The following is a 25,826-nucleotide window of genomic DNA, read 5'->3' on the forward strand; positions in this document are numbered from 1 at the left end:
CTCGTTAAATTCATTGCGTTAATTTCGGGTGGTATTTGGTAAAATTAGCGTATCATCTCGAATTATTTACCACTTTTAAAATTTCGATAAATCCCGTTGGAATCATGCTGGCAATAAATGCAATTGCAAACAGTCATCCGTAGTTGAAAACATCAATGCTTTTTTGATTGTTTATTGTTAAATCTTTAAAATCATAGTGAGTAGTGTTAAAAACGTAAACGTTACTATTAAACACTTCGTTAACTTTGGGAATTAAAATCACAAACAGAATTAGCGATAAGGAACCAAGGCTTGCAAAAACTAAGTATTTAATATCATGTCAACGGTATTTAAAAATCGTATATCGACTAAAAGTATTAAAAGCGTTAAAGGACTGGCTAACAGCAATCACGACAAAAGCAGATAATGATCCAGCAGTTTGCATGTTATAAATAAAGTCACGATCTTGCCCCGTTGCTGTTTCAAATTGTTTAAAAAGCCTTACCATTTCATAATAGTTAAAATTAACAAAAGAACTACTAGCCAAATAAAACATCAATAACGCTATGCTTGAAAACATGATGCTTTGAAGAATGATTCGAACCACCATCTTGACACTGATTAAGTTATCATCCATTTCCGGTTTTAATGACATAATGTGACGATGGGGACGTTTCATTCCTAACGCAATTGCTGGTAAACTTTCAGTTACTAAATTAATTCATAAAATTTGAATGGCTGTAAATGGGCTGAACGAAAAAATTAACATTCCAAACAATAATGATAATAAGCCGCTAATATTAGCAGTAAATAGCGTTAACATAATTCGCTTTAAATTATCGATAACACCGCGCCCTTCGCGAATCGCTTCAACAATTGTTGCAAAATTATCATCTGTTAAAACCATATCAGCAGCATTTTTTGCCACTTCAGTTCCTGTGATACCCATAGCAACGCCAACATCAGCGGCTTTTAATGCTGGCGCATCATTAACACCATCACCAGTCATGACGACAACTTCCCCATTAGTCTGTAAGGCTTTAACAACCCGAATTTTATCTTCGGGTGTGACGCGAGCATAGACGGCAATATTATTCACTTCCTTTAAGAAATTATCCTCACTAAGTTGTTTTAATTCATCACCAGTAATTACTTTTTTGTCATGATCCAAAATACCTAGTTCGCTAGCAATTGAACTAGCTGTCAAAATGTAATCACCCGTAATCATCACCGGGCGAATGTGGGCTTTTTTACAAATATCAATGGCATGTTTTGCTTCGCTGCGCACCGGATCCATAATCCCAAAAATGGCAACTAGATTTAAGTCTTTTTCAATGGTTTCATGACTAATGTTTTTAGGTAATTCTTTTAAAAATTTAAAGGCAAGAGCTAAAACTCGTAAACCTTGCTTTGACATCATATCGGTTTGGGTTTTAAAATTAGTTAAATTTTCATTATTAGCAACGTTAAATAAGCTTGAAGGTGCTCCTTTGGTGATTACTAGAAAACCGTTTTCTCAAGAATGAATTGTGGTCATTAATTTCCGAGTGGAATCAAACGGAAATTCTTCAATCCTTTGGTGAGTTTTTTGCAAATTTTCAAACGCAATACCAGACGCAACGCCAATATTTACTAATGCTAATTCAGTTGGATCGCCAACAAAGGTACCATCATCATCTTTAACATCGGTGCACAACATCGCTGCTTTAATAATTTGTAAATGTTTTTCGTTTTCAAAATTCGTTTGTTCTTGCAAGCCATCATGCCATTTGACCATTTGCATGCGGTTCTGGGTAAGTGTTCCGGTTTTATCACTACAAATTACCGAGACTCCACCTAAAGTTTCGACAGAATTCATTCGTTTGATTAAAGCATTACACTTAATCATGCGCTTGATACCCAATGCAAAAACCACGGTCATGATGGCAAATAGTCCTTCAGGGATTACAGCAATGGCAATTGAGATCCCGATCTTAATGCCGTTTGATCAAGTATTTTGAATATTAGCAATATTATTAACATAAAAGATGTAAATCAAGAAGACAATAACCAAAAAAAAGCCTGCAGTAATTCCTAAAATACGACTTATTTTCGCAATTTTTTTCTCAATACGACTTGCTTGGTTTTTTGCATCATTTAACAGTCCGGCAATCTTACCAATTTCGGTGTTCATTCCGGTCTTAGTAACTAGAATTTTGGCCCGTCCTTTAGTTACCGTGGTGCCCGAAAAAACATAATTTTTTCGATTCGAAATAATCGTATTTCTCGTGGTGATGAAATTTTCATCTTTTTCAACTGGTAACGATTCGCCAGTAAGAACTGCTTCCATACAAAAAAAAGCACTAGATTCGATGATAATACCATCTGCTGTAATTAAATCGCCAGCGTCTAAAACCATAATATCGCCGGGAACTAATGATTCAGAGTTAATAACGCTAAAATCATTATTGCGATAAACTTTTACCTTTGTCACAATCATCTTATTTAAGGACTGGACAGCTTTTTCAGACTTTGCTTCTTGAATCACACCAAAGACGGCATTAATAAGAACAATTAAAAAAATAATGAAAGGCTCAACACGTTCCACAATTCTTTCAGTTTCTGTGATTCCTAAATCAGTGTGAAATGTTGGTATAAAAGCAATCAATAGCGAAATAATAGCAGCAATTAACAACAAAATAATCATTGGATCTTTAAATTGCTCTAAAAATCGCAATAATCAACTAACTGGTTTTTTGGTTTTTAGTTTATTGGGTCCAACTATCTTATAACGTGATTGTACTTGTTCAGAAGTTAGACCCTTCTCCGTGTCAGATTCTAATTCTTTTAATGCAGAAGATAAATTACTGTTCAAAGTGTACCTACTATATGAAAACAATTTAAAAATTTCATTAAATCAATTATCTTTAAATTTATATCAAAAAAAATAAAAATACCTAAAAAAGGTATTTAAGTTTAATATAAATGTTGCTTCTTTTGCATCCGCTTACGTGCTAATTTACGTTTTTCGCGCATTCTCAACCCTGGACGAAGGTGATACTCATGACGGCTCATGGCACGTTTAGTTTCGCTAGAAATCCGCTTGAATTTCTTTAAAGCAATTTCAAGATTTCCATCTTTGATTTCAATTTTTGGCATTATAATCACCCCCTTTCTAAAATAGTCAATTTGTTATAGTTGAATTTACTGTTAAAAATCGTCATCATCAAAACTAGAAAAAATATCATTTTGTTTTAAATTTTCCGTTAAGGCTTGTCTTTTCTTCCGTAACTCCTGATAACGTTTTTCTTCGGCTAATTTTAATTCATTAACTTTTTTGAGCTCGCTGTGAATCAACTCCCGATCTTGCTTAATGGCTGAAACCTCTTTATCAACATGCTTTTCAAAATTTAATGCATCGTTATATTTTCTATTTATAGTTGATTGTTTGGTTCGGTGAAAATCAAAATCTTGTGAAAGTAAATTTTCAGACTCAATTTTTAACGAGTTATTATCGATTTTTTCACTTGTAGCCGATGGCAAGTTTATTGTTTTAGAAGACTCAAAGTCATACAATTTACTATAAGACAAATTTGAACTAGAATTATCATGCTGATTTGGTAATTTATCTTCTAAACTTTGTGTATTAGACCGAGTAGGTTTAAAGCTTGTTGTTGAATGATTGTTTTCAACAAGTTCATCACTGGAAGCGTAATGTTTACGTCTAGGTTGTTCATCAGTTCGAAAATCATTAGAGGCTTTCTTAAAATCTAAACTTGACTTTTCTAAATTTTTCGAATTATTATCTAATCGCATTTGGGCTTTTTTCAAAATATGGAGAACTTCTTCACGGGTGTATTTTTCGTCTAATGGGTCATTTTTTCCAGAACGAAATGGCAAACCAACATATGATTTCATCCATTCACTTTGATTGAGTCCAGAACGTTTAGCGTTTCTTCAAGAACGTTTCATGTTCTTTTTTTCTAACTTGGTCTGGGGGCATAAAAAACGAATCAATAATCTTGTTCGCAATACGTCGCCATTAGTCATTAGTTCAATCAGGTCATCGTCAATGAATGGTTGTTTATTTGGTGATGAATTCGATAAAGGGGTTGCATCGTTCAGAGAACGATTGATTCCCTTTTTTTGCAAAATTCTTTGTCGAAAACGCTTAAAATCCTCTTCACATTCTTTGCCGTATGCTCTAATAAAATCATGAATATTAAACTCACCATAATATAATTTACAATCTTTAATATATTTTGGTCAAGAAAAATCAATATGGTAATAGTTTTTATACCCTTCTAAAAACATTTCTCACTTGTTTTTGTTTTTAGATGCTGCTTCGCGGGTAAAATCAATCGTCGAACTATTAGAAACTGGATTAGTTTCGTCTAGAATTGTCATCTCGTCATCTATTTTGCCATTTCTCATATGCACTCCACAAAAATAAATAAACACGTGCTTGAAATAAGCATCCGTTCACTAGTTTTGTTTACTAATTTATTATACATTACAAAAATCGATATTTTAAACGTCTTCTCTTTTTTTCGAAAAGGAACCTCAAGGCATTTATTATCTAATCCAAATACACATTATGTAGTTTCTTAAGGCTGAAATCTAGTAGTTAGAATTTTTTGTTCTTATAGTTTTTTATTTAGATTTAAAAACATACCAAATCTTAGTAAAAGATTTAAAAAAGATAATTAGCGTGTCCGCAAAATGCAAGCAAAATTTTGTTAACTATTTATCAATAAAATTTAACAAGAGATTCGTTTTGAAATTTAAATTAAAAAGACATTAAGATAATCTATCTGATTTTCGATAATTATGATTGCGCAAAATATTGCTAAAATAATAAAAATAACATTTTATAACTTTTTTGGCTAAAAACATACAGGGGACACAAAATATATGGATCAAAAACTCAACGATCAAGAACAAGTTCGTTTTAATAAACTCAAAGCATTACAAAAAATTAATAAAAATCCTTATGAAGTAACAAAGATTGATCGCACCCATAATAGTCTTACTTTTAAAAAAGAGTTTGATCATTTTGCCAAAGAAGAATTGAATAACTTAACTACTCAAATTGTTTTAGCCGGAAGAATTGTTGGCATCCGTCGGACGTTTATGATTCTTCAAGATTTTTTTGGAAGAACTCAACTTTATTTAAACAAAACTAAACAACCAGAAATCTTCGATTATTTCGATAATTTTTTAGATTTAGGCGATATTGTTCATGTTGAAGGGAATCCAATGAAAACAAATACAAACGAATTAACTTTAAACGTTAATAAATTAATCATTGTTAGTAAATCACTAAAAACGCCACCAGAAAAATATCACGGGATCACCGATGTTGAAGAACGTGCGCGGAAACGATATCTAGATTTAGTGTATAACCAAGAATCCATGGAAGTGTTTAAACTAAGAACACGAATTATTAGTTTAATACGTACTTACTTGGACTTACAAGATTTTTATGAAGTTGAAACGCCTGTGTTACAACCAATTTTAGGCGGGGCAAATGCGAAACCTTTTATCACTAAATACAATGTGTTAAAACAAGATTTTTATTTACGAGTAGCAACAGAAATTGCTTTAAAAAAATTAATCGTTGGCGGCTTTGAAAAAGTTTATGAAATTGGTCGAATTTTTCGGAATGAAGGTATGGATTCAACTCATAATCCTGAATTTACTAGCATTGAATTATACATCGCTTACGGCAACATCCAAACGGTAATGGAGTTAACTGAAAGTTTAATCAAATTTATTGCCCAAAAAATTAACAAACAACAAATAACAATTAAAAACCAGGTAATTGATCTACAAAAACCTTTTAAAGAAATTAGTATGGTGGAATTAATTAAAGAAGCGACCGGCATTGATTTTAAAACGGTTACAAATGACGAGCAGGCCATCGCTATTGCTAAAAAACACCAAATTCATTTTGAAAATCACCAAACTTCATACGGGCACATCATTAATTTATTTTTTGAAAAATATTGTGAAGATCAATTAATCCAACCAACTTTTGTTGTTGAGTATCCTGTTGAAGTATCACCACTTTCGAAATTAAATTATCAAGATACAAGATTTACCGAACGTTTTGAACTATTTATAAATGGCAAAGAATTTGCTAATGCTTTTAGCGAATTAAATGATCCGATTGATCAACGCCAACGCTTCGAAGCACAAATTCGTGAAAAGCAACAAGGAAATAACGAAGCCGTGGAAATCGATGATGATTTTCTAGAATCGTTGGAGTACGGACTTCCACCAACAGGAGGATTAGGCATTGGGATTGACCGTTTAGTCATGTTATTTTGTGAAAAAAATTCAATTCGTGATGTTTTGCTATTTCCGCAAATGAAATCATTAAAATAACACTTAATTAATTCCTTTACAAATAAATATTGCCTCTTGTAAGATTAAGTTGTTACATACCAAATTTTATTTCCAAATAAAATCCATGGATAAAATTTTTAGCAAGATTTTAACAACTATTACCTTAAAATTCGCATATCCATCAACTAAACCATGCATAATATAATTTGAAAGATGTTTAATATATCGTGAAAAAAGTAATAATTGCAGGGGCGGGAATTTCCGGAGCAACGATTGCTAGACTATTTGCTGAGCAAAATTACCGTGTGGAAGTATATGAAAAGCAAAATCACATTGGTGGCAATTGTTACGATTTAAAAAATGAGGATGGAATTTTGTTTCATCGTTATGGACCCCATATTTTTCATACTGACAAAGAACCTGTAATGACTTTTGTAAAAAGATTTACGAAGTTTAACAATTACGTTCACAAAGTGGGAGTAATAGTAAATTCGCAAATGTACCAATTGCCAATCAATTTTTGCCAAATAAAAAAAATTTTATCGCCAAAAAATGGGGGAAAGTTATGCAGGTTTTTAAAAAGTCACTATCCAGATCAAAAAAAAATATCTTTATTAGATCTTTGTAAAATTAAGCATTTTCAAACTTTAAATCAATTAACAAAATGACTTTTTGAAAATATCTATGCTCCATATACTGCAAAAATGTGAGGAACACCTCTTGAAGCAATTGATCCCAGTGTGGTTGAACGCGTAAAAATTACTTTAGGAGACAGCGAAAACTATTTTTTAGATACGAAATTACAAGGTTTGCCAGTAGACGGTTATACCAGAATGATTCAAAAGATCTTAGAGCACAAAAACATTTCAGTTAAATTAAATTGTGATATTTTTGAACATTTAGAAATTAAGCAAGAACATCTATGGTGAAATAACAAAAAACTAGAAAATATTGTGATCTATTGTGGACCAATTGAAGCGTGTTTAAACCAAAAATTTGGTTATTTACCTTATCGAAGTCTACGTTTTGTTTTTGAAACTTATGATGAAAGTAAAGTCTTGCCATTTGCTGTAGTTAATGACCCATCTCATCACACAAAAACTAGGGATACAGAATATACCCAATTAACAATGCAAAAAATTAATAAAACAATCATTTCTAGTGAATATCCAGGGGCATATAATCCAAATGATCCCTTATATAATGTCCCCTATTATCCAATTAATAAACCTGAAAATATACAACATTATCAACAGTATAAAAAAGCTTTAAAAAATATTAAAAATTTTTACTTGCTAGGAAGATTAGCAGAATATAAGTATTATGACATGGATGCTGCAATTAATAGTGCAATGAATCTTTTTGAACAAATTCATAACAACAATTCAAAATAATCTTTTTTTAATGTAAGAACTATCATTTCTAACAATTTTCTAACACTATTTAATTTAGATTTTTAGTAAAAATATATGAATAATCGTCAAATTTCTTTTAAGAAAAATGAAAAAAACTTAATCAATTCCTTTGATTATTTTGTTAGTAAAAACAGTTTTGCTAAATGGCTTTTTACAATGAAAATTAAAATAAAATTTATAATAAAAGATCTAATTTTTGAAATAAACTCATATTTACCAAAAATCCTAAATTTTGTTAATAATTAAATTGATAAAAACAAAGAACACAACATCAACATGAAGACATTAAATCCCGATCAAAAAATTTTTTTAGGTATCGATTTAGATGGCACGTTATTAACACCTTGTAAAAAAATCGCTCATCAATCTTTTGAAACATTAAAAAAATTTAAAAATTTATACCCTAAGGCAGTTTTGGCATTTATTACGGGACGTTCATTTACTTCAGCAAAAAAATATGTCGAATTGGTTAACAAGCAACTTGGTAAAACAACCATTACTTATTTGGCATGTTTTAATGGAAGTGTCGTTTATAAAGTCGAAGAATCAGAGGGATATACACTTTTAGATAAGCATCTTGTTCTTGATAAGATGGCTGAAAAAATCTGACATTCTTGTCGTAAGCATAAAGTTTTCTTTTGGGGTTATCCACAAGAACCTTATAAGGGAGCTCCATGCATGGTTGGTAGACACCCTCTAGGGCACATTATCCAAATGTTGCGGTGAAAGGATATGCATTACTTAAAGGGTTATATTAATAACAACTATTTTAAAATCAACGTCATGATGTTTTTTTCAAAACGCCTTGATCATTTTATGAAAAATTTTACAAAACATGATCTTGACCAGGTCGAATTAATTCGTGCTAACAACCGATTAATCGAAATAACAGCACATGGCATTAATAAGGGCACAGCTGTTAATTTTATTTGCAATCGTGAGCAAATTCCCGTTTTGTCACGGTGTGCCATTGGTGATTCTGGAAACGATCTAGCAATGTTTAAAGAGGTCACTTTTAAAGCGGCAATCTGTGGCTCGCCACAAAGGTTAATTGACGCATCAACTTATGTCGGAACAACAAAAAATCACAGGCGCTTTAGTTCAATTTTCGAAAACTATTTTTTAAAACTTAAAGGAAATTAATAATGCTTACTGTCGCACATGTTTTACAAAAATTTGAATTATCATGTAAATTAATTGATGGAAAAAATAATTTAAGTAACGAAATAAAAAAGCCGGGTTTAAGCCGTGCAGGCTTTGAATTATCGGGTTTTTTCCTAGATAACCAAATCAAAAGTGTTATTATTTTTGGCAATCGCGAACAGCTCTACCTGTCTTCGTTAAACAAAACGGAAAGAAAGCACCGTTTAAAGCAAATTTTAGATTTAAATCCTCCAACCATTATTTTGACCCAATCATTTAAAGATATTGATTCTTTGATCGAAGCCAACCAAAACTATCAAGTTCCAATTTTATTAAGTACAATGTTTTCAAGCGACATTAATTCTTCAATTGGATTTTATATATCTGAGCAACTAGCAGCATACGAAACCATTCATGGGGTTTTAATTGAAGTTTTTGGTGAAGGTGTTTTAATTCTTGGTGAATCAGGCATTGGTAAATCGGAAATTGCCATGGAAATGATTAAAAAAAATCACTTGTTTATTGCCGATGATGCTGTCGACATTACCATGCTAGGCGGAACCGTTTTAGGCAAAGCGAATGCAATTGCTAAAAATTTTATTGAAGTACGTGGTTTAGGCATTTTAAACATTACAAAAATGTTTGGTATTGAAAAAATCAAAGACTCAACAAGAATCACTGTTGTTGTGGAAATCGTGAACATTACCAATAAGCGTTATGACTTTGAAAGATTAGGTGCTGATTTAAAATATAAGGTGATAAAAGGGATTCGAATTCCTTATTATCTTTTGCCTGTATCACCTGGTCGCAAAGTTAGTGACTTGCTAGAAAGCGTGGTGATTGATTTAAAATTAAAATTGCAAGGCTATAATTCAGCATCTGATTTTATTGGAACAACAAGAAGTCACACAAAAAAAGAAGAAATAGTTACAAATCCTGTAAATCAGGTTCGTGATTACAAAAATAATGAAGGGAGTAAATAAATGAATGAGACAACTTTAAACATTACCCCGGGCTATTCGGGAGGCGTTGGCCCAGGAAATATGGCTGAACCGTTTGGTACGGCTTTTTCTATTTCGGGTTTTGATATTCGTTGGTATGGCCTTTTCTATGCTCTTGGCATTCTGATGGCGATTGTTTTTATTATTGTTAAGTTACGAACATTTTACAAGATTGATGATACACCTTTTTACATTTTTATTTTTATCGCGATTCCCGTAATTTTATTAGGGTCAAGAGCATGATCATTTGTAATTGGTGATCTCAAAATTGGCAGAAATGCTTTTTTTGATTTCCGAAGTGGCGGTCTAGCAATTCAAGGTGGTATTATTTTCACAACTTTATCAGGAGTTATTTGATTTAGTTACATCTTAAGAAAAGTAAAATATTACGTGCATACAAGTGATGCGGTGATCAGAAATGGGATTATAATCTCAGAAATTAATCCAAGAAAAATTAGCATGTGGGTATTAGCGGACACAATATTACCAGCAATTTTAATTGGCCAGGCTTTAGGACGTTGGGGTAATTTTTTTAACCATGAAGTTTACGGCGAAGCAGTACAATCAGTACTAACTGCTGGATTAGGAAGTAATTCAATTACAGTTGATTCCCAAGGACCAGCATTTACGCAGTGGGGATGGCTAAAAACTTTATTTCCTAAAGTATGGGAAAACATGTGAATCGGCAATCCTGCTGAAGGCAACGGAGCCGTTAGTTTTCGGATCCCAATTTTTTTAATTGAGTCATTCATGAACGTAATTGGTTTTTTGATTATGTACTACGTTCTTGAATTCATTCGGGGTTATCGGGCTGGTACTAACGCTGCGTTCTTTTTTGCATGAACTGGAATTGTACGCTTGGTGATTGAAATTTTTCGGGATCAAACTTTCAAATTTCAAACATCCATCGTTACTTCATCAGTTTTTTTAGTATTTGGCATCATCTTTTTATGCTTGGTGTATTTGTTATTTCCACGCATTCGTAAATATCGGGTAATTTACTTTATGTGAGTAAATACAATCGGATGATTTGTTGGTGTTTTTTATTTTTTTAAACAAAAAAAGAGCGTTCCCAAACATTTGCAAAAAGTTATTATTGAACACGCCCGTGAATGAAAAAAATCCCGAAATCATTTCGTTCGTAATTTTTATGAAATGTATTATTTCAATGACAATATTGTTCAAAAGCCTTATGAAGTCACCGATAAAATAAACTTTTCGAATTTAAAAGAAAATGATGAAAATCAGTCGGTTGCTAGTTCTGCTACAAAAAATAATTTAGAAACAATGAGCAAATAATCACTATGTATATTAAACAGTTTATTTTCTTAAGAATTTTGAAAATTTTTCATTGATTTTCAACATCGAAAACTTCTGAAATTAATTCGCAGACAAACAGCAACGAAAATCCACCTAACAATTCTTATCCAACTGAAGTAAATAAAAATGATTTCAAAGAAGAATCAAAGCCTAATGAAAAACTACCTGAAAATAATGATGCGATAAAGCAAGATCAAAAAGATAAAAAACAAAAAAGCAAATACCTGCTTTTAATTAAAAAATATTACGAAAAAAAACCATTTTTATATGCTACTTTAATCATGTGAAGTATTATCATTTTGATTGGTGGATTACTAATTACGCGTGGTTTGGGTCTTTACTAAAAACACGGGATTTTAAACCTTTAAATTTGTTAGTAAAGAGTAAGTATTTTTTATTACTCATCTAATAATTTTTAAACATTAATAAATCAATCAATTTTCAAGTCATGATCCAATTTATTGACTTTATTAAGAAATATTTATGGATCGTTTAGCAAAATTACGATATTAATGACCTTTTTATTATATTATTCATGCAAAAGATAACAAAAATAAAATTTACGGAGAATTATTTATGAATAAAATATACGAAGTATCAGCACAATCATTAGTTGGCACCGAAGGCGTTGTCGAAACATTTGAAGGTAAATTTACCAAACCCCAAAAGGATGAAACAGAAAAAGGCCAAAAGATTCTAAACCAAAATCCTGAGCAATTATTAGCAGCTGCTCATGCTTACTGCTTTTCTTTAACACTGGCACATAATGCAAAATCGAAGAATGTAGTTTTAAAAGAGGCTGTAATTAAAACTACTGTTGAATTACAAATAGTTCCGGGAAAAGGATACGTTCTTGCTTCGGGTGTAGAGATTAATACACCAGGTGGCGTGGATGAAGCAGTAATTGGTGAGTTAATGAAAAAAACCCACGATACTTGCCCGGTTTCCAAGATTTTTGGTAACGATATCTTGTTTTTAAAAGTTAATGGTAAAACCATTCATTAATAAATTTTCATTATTTAAAATTATCAAAAATAATTTGCTAAATTAAAACCAAACTAATAGGACTTTCAAAAAATTTCTATTAGTTTTTTTATCATTCATTTCGAAATTTCCCGAAGAATATCAGGTCCTTGTCTCTAGCAGATCATCTAATTCATCATTAAAGTGAAAAAAATATTTTTTTCTTTTATTATATATAACAAGTTGGTTGTGAAACCATCATTTTGTAGACTTTATTGCCAAGGAGACATTAATGAGTGTTATTATCGAAAGTTTAAAGAAAAAAATCAAAGAGTCAAAAATAATTCCCAAAATTGTTTTTGTTGAAGGATGATCTGCATTTGTTCAGAAAGCAGCAATTAAATTAACAGAAGAAAAGATAATTAAACCGGTTTTAATGTTTCGAAATAAAACTGAAATTCCAGCGACTTTGCCGCCAAATATTCCCCGCTTAATCGTTAGCACCTTAGATTTACTTAAGTATGCTAAAGTACTACATGAATTACGAAAAAGTAAGGGAATGAGTCTGCCGCAAGCTTTAGAAGAAGTAAAAAATCCTAACGTTTTAGCACCACTTTTGGTCAAACTTGGCGAAGTTGACGGGGAAGTTTGTGGAAAAGAATACGCAACGAAAGATACTTTAAGACCTGCTTTACAAATTTTAAAGACTGATGAGACCAGTAAGATCGTTTCGAGTGCTTTTATCATGAACAAAGAGACAGAGCGTTTAATTTTTGGCGATTGTGCAATTAATTTAAACCCTAGTCCTGAAGAACTGGCTGCAATCACTCAAAATACGATTAAATTTGCTAGCCAGATTTTAAACTTTAAAGAAATTAATTGTGCCATGCTTAGTTATTCAACTTATGGATCAGGCAAAGGTGAATCAGTTAATAAGGTGCGTGAGGCCTATGATTTAGTTACTGCTGAGCCATTACCTATGGGAGTAAATGTTGCTGGCGAAATACAATTTGATTCAGCATATGTTGAAGCGGTGCGCAAACAAAAAGCACCAAAATTAAACTGAAAAGAGGGTGCAAACGTCTTTATCTTTCCAAATATTGATGCCGGTAACATTGGTTATAAAATTGCTCAACGTTTAGGTCAATATGAAGCAATTGGGCCAATTTTGTTAGGACTAGCTAAACCAGTAAATGACTTGTCACGTGGGGCTTCAATTGAAGAAATTATTGATGTTGGAATTGTAACAGGAATGCAAGCAGTGATCGCTAATTCTACTAATTAGTAATTTATTAAAGTTTTAAATAAAAATCTACATCCTTAAAATATGAAATTTCCCTCAAAAATTTCATATTTTAATTGTGTCTTTGCAAACTACGATTTTCAAAAAAACTACTAACTTTAATAATATTGATTGTCCTGTAATAAAACAATAAAAAAATGGCTTTAACTAAATTGACAATTTATTTTGTAACAATTATGAACCATAAATGGATTCAATTAGTAGTTTATATCATTGAATTTTAAACAATTTTAACCGCAAAATTATTAAGAAACAAAGGATCGTTTACAACTATGTATGATAAAAGAAGGAGCATTTTCTAATTATTTTTTGCCTAACTAATTTGTTAATTCTTGATATAATAATTAACAAATTAAATGCAATAAAATCGATATAAAGAGTTTAAAAATGATCAATCAAAACGAATTAATAAAACAATTACGAAGTCGCACACAGGCAGGGTTTATGGATTGTAAAAAAGCCCTCGATAATTGTAACAACGATTTGGATGCAGCAGCAAAATGATTAAGAGAAAATAACATTGTTAAAGCAACCAAAAAAGTTGATAGTATTGCCGCAGAAGGAATCATAGCAATTCACGTAGTTGATAGTAAAGGATTAATTTTAGAAGTTAATGCACAAACTGATTTTGTAACTAAGAACGAAAAGTTTGCTAATTTTGTTAGCGATTTAACTACTTTAATTTTTAACGGTAGTTTTAAAGATTTAGAAGAAATTAAAGCAGCAAAATTGCCGTCAGGAAAAACTGTTTTTGAGCAAGAAACCGAATTAACTGCAACGATTGGTGAAAAAATCTTTTTAAGACGCTTTAGTTTTGTAAATGCTAAAACTAACGAAGTTATTGGCCAGTACTTACACGCTAATAAACGCATTGGTGTTTTACTAGTAATATCAGAGACAGATGCAGTTACAAGTAAACATTTAGCAATGCATGTGGCTGCAAGTAATCCGAAGTTTATTAGTAAAAATGATGTTGATCCAACATGGTTAACTAGCGAAAAAGAAGTGATTTTGGCACAGGTAAATAGCGATGAATCAGTTGCTGAAAAATTAAAAAAAGTTAACGATCCAACTAAAAAGTCCGAACTGAAAGATAAAATTATCGAAGGACGCATTAATAAATTACTTTCAGAATCATGCATGGATTCTCAACTTTACTTGATTGACCCAACGAAAAAAATTGGTGACTTTTTAAAAGAAAAAAATCTTGCAATCAATAAAATGGTTCGCTTTGAAGTCGGCGAAAACGTCGAAAAAAAAGTTACTGATTTTGCCCAGGAAGTTTATTCACAAATTAAATAAATTATGTCGGGAAAACTAAAAACTGGCAAGACACGAATTTTAGTGAAAATTAGTGGTGCTTCATTACAGGATCGAAATTCAACTAATCCCTTTTATTTAAATCGGGTTGTGGAACTTTGCAAACAGATAAAAACCTTATCAGCACAATATCAAATCGGAATTGTTGTTGGTGGGGGGAATATTTGGCGGGGGAAAGTTGCCAAAGAAATTAAAATGGACCAGCGCCGGGCTGACTATGTTGGAATGGTAGCGACCATCATTAATGCATCTGTTCTAGAAGCACAACTTGATGCAATTGGCGTCAAGGCTTGCGTTTTGTCAGCGATTGATTGCCCACACTTAACGAAAAGAATTACTGTCGATAACATTGATGAATCATTTGAAAATGATAACATTGTGATTTTTGCAGCCGGAATTGGTTCACCATATTTTACTACCGACACCGGGGCAGCACTAAGAGCAATTGAAATCAAAGCAAAAACGATTTTAGTTGGTAAAGAAGGGGTTGATGGAGTTTATAGTTCTGATCCAAATATCGATAAAAACGCTAGGTTTTATAGCGAATTAACTTACGAAAAAGCGATTCAAGAAAAACTAACAATTATGGATTTAACTTCGTTTACCATGTGTCAAGAAAACAAAATTAAATTAATCATTTTCAATATTGAAGCAAAAAACAGTTTGCTAAACGCATTAGAAGGAAAAATGCGCCGTACTGTTATTACCGAATAATCATAAGGAAGTCGTCATTCATGGAATTGAAAAACTACCAAACTTTTTTTGAAACTGAAGCAAATAAAAAAATCGAATGATTACATACAGAATTAGGGAAAATTCGCTCCGGACGAGCTAATGTTAAGTTATTGGACGGAATTCGGGTTGAATATTACGGTGAATTAACACCATTGAACCAAATGGCTCAATTACAAATTCCTGAACCTAGAGAAATTTTGATTAAGCCATTTGATCCATCAACTACCAATCTTATTCAAAGTGCCCTATCGAAGTCAAATTTAAATTTAAACCCCACAATTGATGGGGATAAGATTCGCATTAAATTACCCCAATTGACTACAGAAACAAGAAAAAGTTACGTAAAAAAAACTAAAGAAATTTGCGAAAAGACCAAGCAGGAATTACGAATTATCCGTCGGGATACTTTGCAAAAAATTAAGTCTGATAAACATTCTGATGAAGATTTTGTTAAGTTTTTGGAAAATGAAGTTGAAAAATTAGTTAAAAAATTCAATGCAGAAATTGAAAAAATTTTGGCTGCTAAAGAAAAAGACTTAATGACTGTTTAGAATGATTAATTAAAAGTCTTTATGATAGCACTTGTTATCAGTCACAAATAGATGCTTAAAATTTAGTCGAAAATAAATTATAGAACCATCATTTATTTAAAGAAATTTAAAGTTAGTTTACTTGAAATTTGTAAATCCCTATCAAGGAAAACGGTTTTAAATGGCTTTGGATGATATCTACTAAAAAAGCAGTTTTAATAATTTATAAGTAAAATTAAAGTAGTTACATAAAATAATCATTTGTATTTGAAACTAGATAAATTTTCATAAAAAATGACTAACAAATAATTTGTTTCTACAGTATTTTGAAACCGCTTAGGATCATGTATGGAATTGTCAACATTGAAAAAAAATCGCTGAAACACAAAAATGTTGCGACCAAAATCGCGGGTTGCCGTTTTTATTGCATTGATCGTGTGAATGGTTCTAATATTAATATTTAGTGGGTTAGGTGATGGTTTTAATCGCTGGTCGCCATGAAGTCCAACAATCGTAGATAATGGAACTTTTGCTAGTCCATTAAGAGATTTTGGCAATTCTCATGCAACCTTTTATCAATTACAAGATACTTATCAAAACGCATCAATTCGATTTGCAATGTCTTTTATTGCAATTTCCATGATCAGCGTTTTTAGTTTTTTTATTGCTAAGGAAACCGCGAACCTAATTCGAGCAAACTCCAAAATTGTTTTGTATGCGTTGTATCTAACAATTTTTTTTGGTTATTTCTTTACGGCTTTATTCTACATTGTTCCCCTATACTTTTTTAACAGTGATAGTGATAATAGTTATTTACAATTTGTTACTAATTGTACTAATAGATCATGTGTTCTTGATTCTTCTCGAAATATTAATCTTGACTTTTATTTTGGAAATATGCACGTGAATGATGGGGGGACATTTGCCACCTTTGGCTTTACTGTTTCAATAATTATTTCATTATCACTAATTATTATTTTTGACTTGCTTTTTTTATGAAAATTTAAATTGCTAACCAAACGTTACATTTTAAGTTTGCTAACGATTCATTTATTGTTAGTTTTTGCCATGTTTAGTGTGACTTATGCAAGTGTCATCCGCGGTTGAACCACATTATTGTTAATTAGTTTAATAGCTGTTGGCACTGATACGTTTGCTTACCTTTTTGGAAAACGGTTCGGACGTTATAAAATGATTCCTCATATTAGCCCAAATAAAACTTGGGCAGGAGCAATTTATGGGGTAGTAATCACCACAATCTTAGTGATTGGTATCATTGTTTTATATGGAGCGAATTCTTGATCAAAATTTAACCATGTTAGTCCTTGTCGCAACGTTTCGCCCCAATGTTTTGATCAGCATAATTTAATTACGAATGTCTTTGTTATCACTTTCATTTTCGGGGGAACCACTTTTCAAACATATTGGTGATTAGCAACGATATTAATCGTAATTGCTTCATGCGTGATCTGTATTGTTGGTGACTTGTTATTTAGTTTTATTAAACGGTGTTATCAAATTAAGGATTTTGGCAATACCTTAGGATCACATGGCGGCATTTTGGACCGTTTTGATTCAACAGCAACTTTGTTTACCTTTTATCTACTTTATATTTTAATAATGGTGCTCATATCCAAGCGACCCCTTTTTAACCCTAATTTTTACATTTCAACAGTTAATCCGGTGGCCATTTAAAGTGAAGATATTAATTTGTGGGGCAACAGGAAGTATTGGGATGCAAACGATTGATGTGGCCCAACGGCTAAATCACGAAATTGTCGGAATTACCTTCAACAAACAAATTAATGAAGGTTTACGAATTGTGAAACAGCTTAGCATTCCATTTTTTTTAAGTCATCACGATCCAACAATTGGTACGGTAAAAGACCTTAGCGAACTGATTGAAAAAACCAAACCAAATTTAATCGTTAATGCAGTAGTTGGCACTGCTGGGTTAAACATTAGTTTGCATGCTATCAGGCATAAAATTGATTTGGGATTAGCCAATAAAGAATCATTGGTTATTGGTGGATATTGAATTATGCAAATGGCTAAAAAGGCCAAATCCAAAATCTATCCGATTGACAGTGAACATAGTGCGTTATATGAATTAATCCAATCGCAAAAAGTTAACCAAATTCAACAATTGATGATTACTGCTAGTGGCGGACCATTTTGAAATTATAATCAAGACCAATTAAAAGCAGTAACGTTAAAACAAGCAATGAATCATCCCGTTTGAACCATGGGTCCTAAAATTTGCATTGATAGTGCTACCTTAGTTAATAAAGCGTTCGAGTTAATTGAAGCCTTTCATTTATTTAAAATGAAAAACATCATAGCCTACCGCGAACAACAATCAACAATTCACGCTGGCATTTTATTAAAATCAAATGTATGATTATTTCATGCAGCTTATCCCGACATGAAGTTAGCAATAAGTTTATGCTTACAACGTTACAAAAACAAACAATCGATTATTCGCCCATTACCAATTAATAATTTAAACTTAACACTTGAAGCAATTGATTTAAACAGTTATCCGGTATTAAAAATTGCTTACGATGTTATTAACAAACCAGAAACAACCAGAGGTGTGGTTTTTAATCTGGTTAACGATTTAGCATCAGAATTATTTCAAAGCGGAGCAATTCATTTTTACCAAATTACCCGATTAATTACTAATTTTTACTGAAAATACCAGCACCGTAAAATTACTTCTATCGAGAATTTAATGAGCCTAATAAACAAAATTCAAATTAATTTACAATTACATTGAAAGGAATACCTCTAGTGAATTCATTAAATATTTTTCTAAATATCTTAATTGTGATATTTAGCGTGATTGTTGTTTTAACGATTCATGAATTTGGACACTTTACTTTTGCCAAAATCTTTCGGGTTAATGTTAAAGAGTTTTCCATCGGGTTTGGACCGGTCCTTTTTAAAACTTTTACCAAAAAAACCAATATTCAGGTTTCCTTGCGTTTGTTACCACTAGGTGCATATGTTTTAATGGATAGTGCGTCAATCCGGAAGGCCTATTTAGACGAACCAAATGCAAAAAAATATAATTTCTACTTACGGGCCCGACCGCACAAAACAAAGTTGCTAGAACAAATTGCCTACTGGCAACAAATGTTAAATTTATTTGGTGGAATTTTTTTTAATTTAATCTTTTTTACCTTCTTTTTTGGCATTGGTCAAGCAATTAGCATTGTTAATAATGATTTTTTATTAAGTTCTTTACAAAATATTTTTATTCAAATTGGCCGTTCCTTTGTTTTGTATAGTTTGTGACCGATGCAAGGATCGATGGGTGGGGGAGGTGGACATGCACCTGGTTCATTTTTTCAATCCCCACCGAATTCTTTAATTTTATTAAGTTGGTTGTTATCCATTAATTTTTCGACTGCAATTGTTAACTTAATTCCCATCGCCCCGTTAGATGGCTGAAAAATTATGCAAACATCATACGAAAAGATTACCAAAAAAACCTTACCAGAAAAACTTTTAGTAATTCTTTCCATAACGGGATTGATATTAGTTTTTTGAGTCACACTAGGTGGGATCATTAATCAAATTAGATCAAATTCTTAAAAGGTAGTTATGGAAGATCAAATCAATAAATTCTTACGCGATTTTAAACTAGTGGATGAAGACACTTTAAAAGAACTGGAAAGTTCAACTTTCCAGGTTTCGCCTATTTTTTCAAAAAACCAGGATAAAATTATTTTATCGTTTGTGTTGGGGAAAAGTTTACCACCACAAGCTTATTTTTTTGCTTGTGAACAAATTAAAAAAAACCAACAAATTAATGTTGATTGAAAACTGGAAATTAAAGAACCTAACTATAGTAAAAAAGAAGTTTTAGAATATTTTTTGTACTATTTTCAAAAGATTAATCCCGATCTTCAGTCGCTAACAAAAAACTTCAAAAGAGATGATTTTTGCACAATTAAAGATAAAAAAATAACTTTAGAATTTGATAATGGTCTTGAAAAGGATTTATTTGATGCAAATTTAGACTCATTACAAAAAATTTTCCATGCTGCTGGATTTATTGATATTTTCATCGCTTCTGCATTAACAGTTAAAAAAAAGGTGATTGAACAACATCGTCAGGAATTAGAAAAAAAGATTAAAACCCCAAAAAAAGTTACAACAAAAACTATTTATAATCAAGCAGAAGTTTTACAAAAAAACCAAATTCGGGCCAAAACAATTGTAAAACTTGCCGACTTAACTAAGAGTGAGCCATCGGTTATAATTTATGGTGAAATCATTGATATCGAAAAAATTAATGCAAAAAAAAAGTTTTACGAATTCTTGGTTACTGATTATTCCGATTCACTTACCTTTACGATTTTTTTCAATGATCAACTTCCCGAAGATTACGTTGAAACATTTAAAATTGGTGATTGGGTAAAATTAGAAGCACGTGTGGATTTTAGTAAATACAAAAAAAATGAATTAACCGGAATTGTAGAAAAAATTATTCTCGCCGATATTCCTAAAGATTATCTTCGCAAGGATGATGCCAAAAAAAAACGGATTGAAATGGCTTTTCATTCAAACATGACCGCCTTTGATGGTATTTGCGATGCTGAAAATTATGGTGAATTTTTAGAAAAAATGAATTATGAATATGCCGCCATAACCGATACTAGTAGCATCCAAGCATATCCAAAAATTGTTTCAAAAATTAAAGAAACAAAAATTATTTACGGGCTTGATTGCGAAGTCATTCCAGATCAGATTGAGATTGTTGTTAATTCGACTGATCTGAAAATGGAAGATGCTACTTATGTAATTTTTGATTTAGAAACAACCGGATTATATAGTGCTTACCACGAAATTATCGAGTTTGGAGCAGTTAAAGTTAAAGGAAACCAAATCATAGACACCATTAACTTTTTTATCAAGCCTAAAAACCCGATTCCCGAAAATATCTCAAACTTCACAAAAATTACAAATGCTGACGTTGCAAATGCAATTAATATTAAAACTGCATTGAAGAAAATTACCGAATGGGTTAAAGATTGTGTTTTGGTGGCCCATAACGGCATTGAATTTGACTTTAAATTTCTGGAAACAAAATTACAACAAAACAAAATGCCACTACTTAAAAACCCAATGCTAGATACTTTAAGATTATCTTGGGCAATTAATCCAAAATTCAACTCCCATTCGTTAGGTAGCATTGCCCGCAAATATAACGTTGAATACAATCAGGACGAAGCCCATCGGGCTGATTTTGATGCTCAAGTTTTGAAAAACGTTTACATGCAAATGCAACATTATTTAAGGGAAAACCAAATAATTAATTTGAATCAATTAAATGCAAGTCTGCAAAACGCATCGTTAAAAGAACATTTTCGCGGACATAAAACTTTAATTTACGCAAAAAACCAAAAGGGCGTTAAATCCATCTATAACCTGTTATCTGAAAGTTTAACAACTGGTTTTTTTGATAGGCCGAAAATTTTTCAATCCAAACTAGATGACCAAAGAGAAAACTTATTGGTTACAGCAAGTCCTGGCGAAGGTTTACTTATTAATACGGCCTTTAGTTCATCAGATGAAAATTTACAAAAAGTAATCAACCTTTATGATTTTGTTTTAATTGTCCCCCCATCTTGGTTTGATCATTTACACCAAAATCAATTACTTGATGAAAAATTTATTCAAGATGCGACTGCAAGAATTATTCATTTAGCAAAAAACAAACTAGTAATTGCTAGTAGTGATGCTTATTATTTACACCCCCACCAGCATGTGTATTACCATTTAATGACACATGTGAAAGCCCTGGGCGGAAAACGACACCGGTTTTATCGAATTAAATCTAAAGAGCAATTTGCACCGCACGCCCACTTTCGTACAACAGGTGAAATGGAAGTTGAATTTAAATTTTTAAAAGATAAAAAATTAGTTCAAGACATCGTAATTAATAATGCTTATTCATTAATCAAGAAAGCATTTAGTAAAGAAAAAATTGAACCAGGAAAAAAGGGACTATTCTTTCCTAAAATTGCTAACGCTGATAAAAATTTAACGGATCTAGCGTGGCAAACTGCTCATGAATGATACGGGAAGAAACTACCAGATTTAATTCAAGAACGAATTCAATACGAACTTGATGCCATTATTAAAAATGGTTACGGAATTGTTTATTGAATTGCCCACTTACTAGTTACTAAATCTAACCAAAATGGTTATTTAGTCGGCAGTCGGGGTTCAGTTGGCTCGTCCCTAGTAGCTACCTTGACCGGAATATCGGAAATTAATCCGTTGCCACCTCATTATTGGTGTAAAAAATGTCATTTTGTCGAATTTAAAAATGACGTTGATGATGGTTTTGATTTAAAAATAAAAAAATGTAGTTGTGGCGAAAAATTAATTGGTGAAGGTCATAACATTCCTTTTGCTACTTTCATGGGTTTTGAAGGGAACAAAGTTCCCGATATTGATTTAAATTTTTCAGGTGAATACCAACTTCAAGCCCACCAACATGTTCGGGAATTATTTGGTTCAGACCACGCGTTACGGGTGGGAACGGTTGCCACTATTGCAAAGAAAACAGCATATGGTTATGTGCGGACCTTCTTTGAAGAAACTAATAAAATTGAAACAGTTAAAAATGCTGAAATTAATCGCTATGCCAAAAACATTACTGGTGTCAAACGGACCACCGGTCAGCACCCAGGTGGGATTATCGTTTTTCCAAAAGAATTTGAAATTACCGATTTTACTCCATATAATTTTCCAGCTGATGACTTAGATAGTGATTGAAAAACAACCCATTTCACTTATGAAGATCTGCATGATAACTTGTTAAAGTTTGACCTTCTAGGTCATGATGATCCAACCATGTTGGAAATGCTACGCGATCTTACCGGAATTGATCCAATTGATATTCCCCATCATGATGAAAAAGTGATGAGCTTGTTTAGCAGTTTAAACAGTTTAAAAATTTCTGCACAAACATTCATGAATGAAAGTACAGGAGTGATTGGTATTCCCGAATTTGGAACGGAATTAGTGCGAAAAATGCTGCAAGAAACCAAACCAAAAACTTTTGCTGATTTAATTAGAATTTCGGGATTATCGCATGGTAAAGATGTTTGGCAAAATAATGCTCAAAGTTTAGTGAATCAAGGCTTGTCACTTAACCAAATCATTGCCTGTAGGGATGATATTATGGAATATTTAACCAAACAAGGTTTAAAAGGTGGTGATGCCTTTAAGATAATGGAAAGGGTGCGTAAGGGTTTAGGTTTGACCGATGAGATGATTCATCAAATGCAAGAAAAAAACGTGAAGCCATGATATATTGAGTCGTGTCAAAAAATTAAATATATGTTCCCAAAAGCCCATGCTGCTGCTTATGTTTTAATGGCCTGAAGAATTGCTTGGTATAAAATTTATTACCCGCTGCAATATTACGCAACATTATATTCAATTAAGTTAATTAAAGATCACGATACCAAAACGTGCATACAGGGTACCGGAGCAATTCGGGAAGCCTTAAAGAATCTTAAAGAGCGTTCAACTGACAAAAAATCAGCAAGTGAACTGAAGGAAAAAGAAAAAAATTTAATAACAACTTATGAATCATACTTAGAAATGAGTTTACGTGGTTATAAAATGGGTCCAATTTCCTTAGAACATTCTTTAGCCAGAAAATTTCGGATCGTTAATAACGAAATTATTCCCCCATTCATAACAGTTGATGGTTTAGGCGAAGTCGTTGCTGATTCCATTATTCAGGCCCGTGAACAACAAATGTTTACTTCAATTAAAGATTTTGCTGAACGAACCAAAGTAACCAAAACCCATTTAGCAACATTAAAAGCCAGCGATATTTTTGTATCTTTAAAAGAAGATGATCAGATTAAATTGTTCTAATTACCGATTTTAAAATTTTCAACCTAAAGAAAATTACTTCTTATCCATGTGAATTGGGGCATTAATACCAAGTAACGAAAGACAAAACTTAATGGCATTACCAACAGCTTTTGCTAAACAACAGCGTTGGTATTTCAAATTCAAATCTTCTAAATCACTAACCCGACATTGGTTATACCAACCATGGAAAACTTTTGCCAATTCTAAAACATAACTAACAAGGCGGTGTGGTTCATAAGTTGTAACCGCACTATGTAGTAGTGGATTTAATGACATCAACAAATTAAATAAAGATCTTTCGGCGGGATGAATTAGTTGATCAAATTGTTGCTTAGATCGAAAATTAATTGGTGTTTTAGCCCGTTTCAAAAGTTGAGAAATTCTGGCGTGGGCGTACTGAACGTAATAGACTGGATTGCTATTATCGTTTTTTGATGCTTTCTCTACATCAATAACAATCGGTGAAGATGGGGCTTGGGCCAAAATATACCAACGGGAAGTATCAACATTCATAAATTCTAATAGATCAGGAATGGTTAAAGCGGTGCCAGCACGCTTGGATAATTTTAATTCTTCATTTCCCTTAACTAATTTAACCATTTGGATCAATACTACACCTAGTTGGTTGGCTTTAGCCTTGATTACGGGCATTGCTAACTTCATGCGTTTAACATGTCCTTCATGATCACTGCCCCAAACATGTAAAAAAAGGTCAAAACCCCGGGCTTTTTTATTGGCTTGATTGGCAATATCAGTAACAAAATATGTCCGTGAACCATCACTTTTAACTAAAACCCGATCCTTATCATCGTGGCCTTTATCTGTGGTTTTTAACCATAAGGCTCCATCCTTTTTATAAGTGTGGTTTTTAAAACCAGTTTCCATCAATTTTTCAATAATGCCTGAATAATAAACCTGGGTTTCACTCGTCCATACCTGAAAATTAACCCCAATTTGTTGTAAGTGGTTTTTAATTAAATCTAGCATTGTGTCCATGCAAAAGCGTCAAACGATTTTTCGAATTTCTTGATCTTTAATAACGTAATGTTCATCCCATTTAACATTTAAAAAACGGTCACCAAATTTCGCCTTCATTTTTTGGGCTACTAAATAAGGATCTTGTCCGGGATAACCACCATCAGGAAAAGGTATTTTTTTATTAAATAACTCAAAATAGTGCACTAAAACTGAGACTTCAAATAAAGCAACTTGTGTACCCATATCATTGATCCAGTATTCACTTGTAACCTGATGACCAATGGCTTTTAACATATTGATTAATACGTTACCAACATAAGCATTGCGAACGTGTCCTAAATGCAAAGCACCAGTTGGGTTTGCAGAAACATATTCCATGTTAATTTTTTTGCGTTGGGACTTGGGTAGTTGTTTTGGTAAATAATGTGGCTTTAAAAAAGGTGCCAAAATTTTGCCATAAATTTTTGGGTTCAAAAAAAAGTTAATAAATCCGGGTTTAACTACTTCAATCGTAAGGAAATATTCAGGTTTTAATTCCAAGATTTTTAAACGAATTTTTTCAGCGATAACCATAGGATTTTGCTTAATTTTTTTAGCAAGAACCATCGCAATATTACTAGCAAAATCGCCATGATCTAAACTTCTAGTCATTTCAACCATAAAATTTTTTGGTTTTTCAATATTTAAAGCCGTTAACGCTTGTTTGATATATTTACGAATGTATAAATAGTCCATAAATTAACTCGTTAAAAACAATTAATTAATACAAATTATTATTAATTTTAGTTTATTTTAAATACATCATAAAAAAAATTAAAATTGTCGCTAAAATTTTTGCTTTTCTTTAGGCCTAAATGTGTATAATTAGTGTAATTATTTGCCTTATATTTGTCTTAAG

Annotated in this window: 19 protein-coding genes; 15 read left to right on the forward strand and 4 right to left on the reverse strand. The window is 32.0% G+C overall.

Annotation, left to right across the window (positions count from 1 at the left end):
* Positions 1–4: 4 nt before the first annotated feature.
* The 3 genes from ABDB96_RS00410 to ABDB96_RS00420 all read right to left on the reverse strand — a co-directional run bounded on the left by ABDB96_RS00410 (position 5) and on the right by ABDB96_RS00420 (position 4,392).
* Positions 5–2,833 (reverse strand): cation-translocating P-type ATPase, encoded by a 2,829-nt coding sequence (locus tag ABDB96_RS00410; RefSeq protein WP_343251543.1) that lies wholly within the window; start codon positions 2,831–2,833, stop codon positions 5–7.
* 101 nt (positions 2,834–2,934) lie between these two features.
* Positions 2,935–3,117, reverse strand: coding sequence for a 30S ribosomal protein S21 (rpsU, locus tag ABDB96_RS00415; RefSeq protein WP_343251544.1), 183 nt, complete (start codon positions 3,115–3,117; stop codon positions 2,935–2,937).
* Positions 3,118–3,168: 51 nt separating this feature from the next.
* On the reverse strand, positions 3,169–4,392 hold the full coding sequence (locus ABDB96_RS00420; protein WP_343251545.1) for a DUF5454 family protein: 1,224 nt from the start codon (positions 4,390–4,392) through the stop codon (positions 3,169–3,171).
* Between the two features lie 480 nt (positions 4,393–4,872).
* Here ABDB96_RS00420 and lysS point away from each other — a divergent pair, with 480 nt between their 5' ends.
* The 15 genes from lysS to ABDB96_RS00495 all read left to right on the forward strand — a co-directional run bounded on the left by lysS (position 4,873) and on the right by ABDB96_RS00495 (position 23,950).
* Positions 4,873–6,348: a lysine--tRNA ligase gene (gene lysS, locus ABDB96_RS00425; protein ID WP_343251546.1), complete on the forward strand. Its 1,476-nt coding sequence runs from the start codon at positions 4,873–4,875 to the stop codon at positions 6,346–6,348.
* A 188-nt stretch (positions 6,349–6,536) separates the two neighbouring features.
* A complete protein-coding gene (glf, locus tag ABDB96_RS00430) occupies positions 6,537–7,703 on the forward strand; it encodes a UDP-galactopyranose mutase (RefSeq protein ID WP_343251547.1) in 1,167 nt (388 codons plus the stop codon).
* Positions 7,704–8,000: 297 nt separating this feature from the next.
* Positions 8,001–8,867, forward strand: a complete 867-nt coding sequence (locus ABDB96_RS00435) for an HAD hydrolase family protein (protein WP_343251548.1) — start codon at positions 8,001–8,003, stop codon at positions 8,865–8,867.
* A gap of 2 nt (positions 8,868–8,869) precedes the next feature.
* Positions 8,870–9,850 carry an HPr(Ser) kinase/phosphatase gene (hprK, locus tag ABDB96_RS00440; protein ID WP_343251549.1) on the forward strand — a complete coding sequence of 327 codons (981 nt, stop codon included), beginning with the start codon at positions 8,870–8,872 and terminating at the stop codon, positions 9,848–9,850.
* On the forward strand, positions 9,851–11,167 hold the full coding sequence (gene lgt, locus ABDB96_RS00445; RefSeq protein ID WP_343251550.1) for a prolipoprotein diacylglyceryl transferase: 1,317 nt from the start codon (positions 9,851–9,853) through the stop codon (positions 11,165–11,167).
* Between the two features lie 5 nt (positions 11,168–11,172).
* The gene (locus tag ABDB96_RS00450; RefSeq protein ID WP_343251551.1) at positions 11,173–11,532 is read left to right on the forward strand and encodes a hypothetical protein; all 360 of its coding nucleotides are present in this window, start codon (positions 11,173–11,175) and stop codon (positions 11,530–11,532) included.
* 232 nt (positions 11,533–11,764) lie between these two features.
* Positions 11,765–12,193, forward strand: a complete 429-nt coding sequence (locus ABDB96_RS00455; RefSeq protein WP_343251552.1) for an OsmC family protein — start codon at positions 11,765–11,767, stop codon at positions 12,191–12,193.
* 250 nt (positions 12,194–12,443) lie between these two features.
* Positions 12,444–13,436, forward strand: coding sequence for a phosphate acetyltransferase (gene pta, locus ABDB96_RS00460; protein ID WP_343251553.1), 993 nt, complete (start codon positions 12,444–12,446; stop codon positions 13,434–13,436).
* 405 nt (positions 13,437–13,841) lie between these two features.
* The gene (gene tsf / locus ABDB96_RS00465) at positions 13,842–14,756 is read left to right on the forward strand and encodes a translation elongation factor Ts (protein ID WP_343251554.1); all 915 of its coding nucleotides are present in this window, start codon (positions 13,842–13,844) and stop codon (positions 14,754–14,756) included.
* Positions 14,757–14,759: 3 nt separating this feature from the next.
* A complete protein-coding gene (gene pyrH / locus ABDB96_RS00470; RefSeq protein ID WP_343251555.1) occupies positions 14,760–15,488 on the forward strand; it encodes a UMP kinase in 729 nt (242 codons plus the stop codon).
* Between the two features lie 20 nt (positions 15,489–15,508).
* Positions 15,509–16,060: a ribosome recycling factor gene (gene frr / locus ABDB96_RS00475; RefSeq protein ID WP_343251556.1), complete on the forward strand. Its 552-nt coding sequence runs from the start codon at positions 15,509–15,511 to the stop codon at positions 16,058–16,060.
* A gap of 327 nt (positions 16,061–16,387) precedes the next feature.
* Positions 16,388–17,734 (forward strand): phosphatidate cytidylyltransferase, encoded by a 1,347-nt coding sequence (locus ABDB96_RS00480; protein WP_343251557.1) that lies wholly within the window; start codon positions 16,388–16,390, stop codon positions 17,732–17,734.
* Position 17,735: 1 nt separating this feature from the next.
* Positions 17,736–18,833 (forward strand): 1-deoxy-D-xylulose 5-phosphate reductoisomerase, encoded by a 1,098-nt coding sequence (locus tag ABDB96_RS00485; RefSeq protein WP_343251558.1) that lies wholly within the window; start codon positions 17,736–17,738, stop codon positions 18,831–18,833.
* Entirely contained in the window at positions 18,833–19,639 is an 807-nt protein-coding gene (locus ABDB96_RS00490; protein ID WP_343251559.1) for a site-2 protease family protein, read from the forward strand. The genes ABDB96_RS00485 and ABDB96_RS00490 overlap by 1 nt, the downstream gene beginning before the upstream one ends.
* Before the next feature lie 9 nt (positions 19,640–19,648).
* Positions 19,649–23,950, forward strand: coding sequence for a PolC-type DNA polymerase III (locus ABDB96_RS00495; RefSeq protein ID WP_343251560.1), 4,302 nt, complete (start codon positions 19,649–19,651; stop codon positions 23,948–23,950).
* A 33-nt stretch (positions 23,951–23,983) separates the two neighbouring features.
* Here the strand turns inward: ABDB96_RS00495 and argS are convergent, their stop codons facing one another.
* The gene (gene argS, locus ABDB96_RS00500) at positions 23,984–25,663 is read right to left on the reverse strand and encodes an arginine--tRNA ligase (RefSeq protein WP_343251561.1); all 1,680 of its coding nucleotides are present in this window, start codon (positions 25,661–25,663) and stop codon (positions 23,984–23,986) included.
* Positions 25,664–25,826: the final 163 nt, after the last annotated feature.

This window comes from Mycoplasma amphoriforme A39, assembly GCA_000723365.1.
In the GTDB taxonomy this organism is placed as follows: Bacteria; Bacillota_I; Bacilli_A; order Mycoplasmatales; family Mycoplasmoidaceae; genus Mycoplasmoides; species Mycoplasmoides amphoriforme.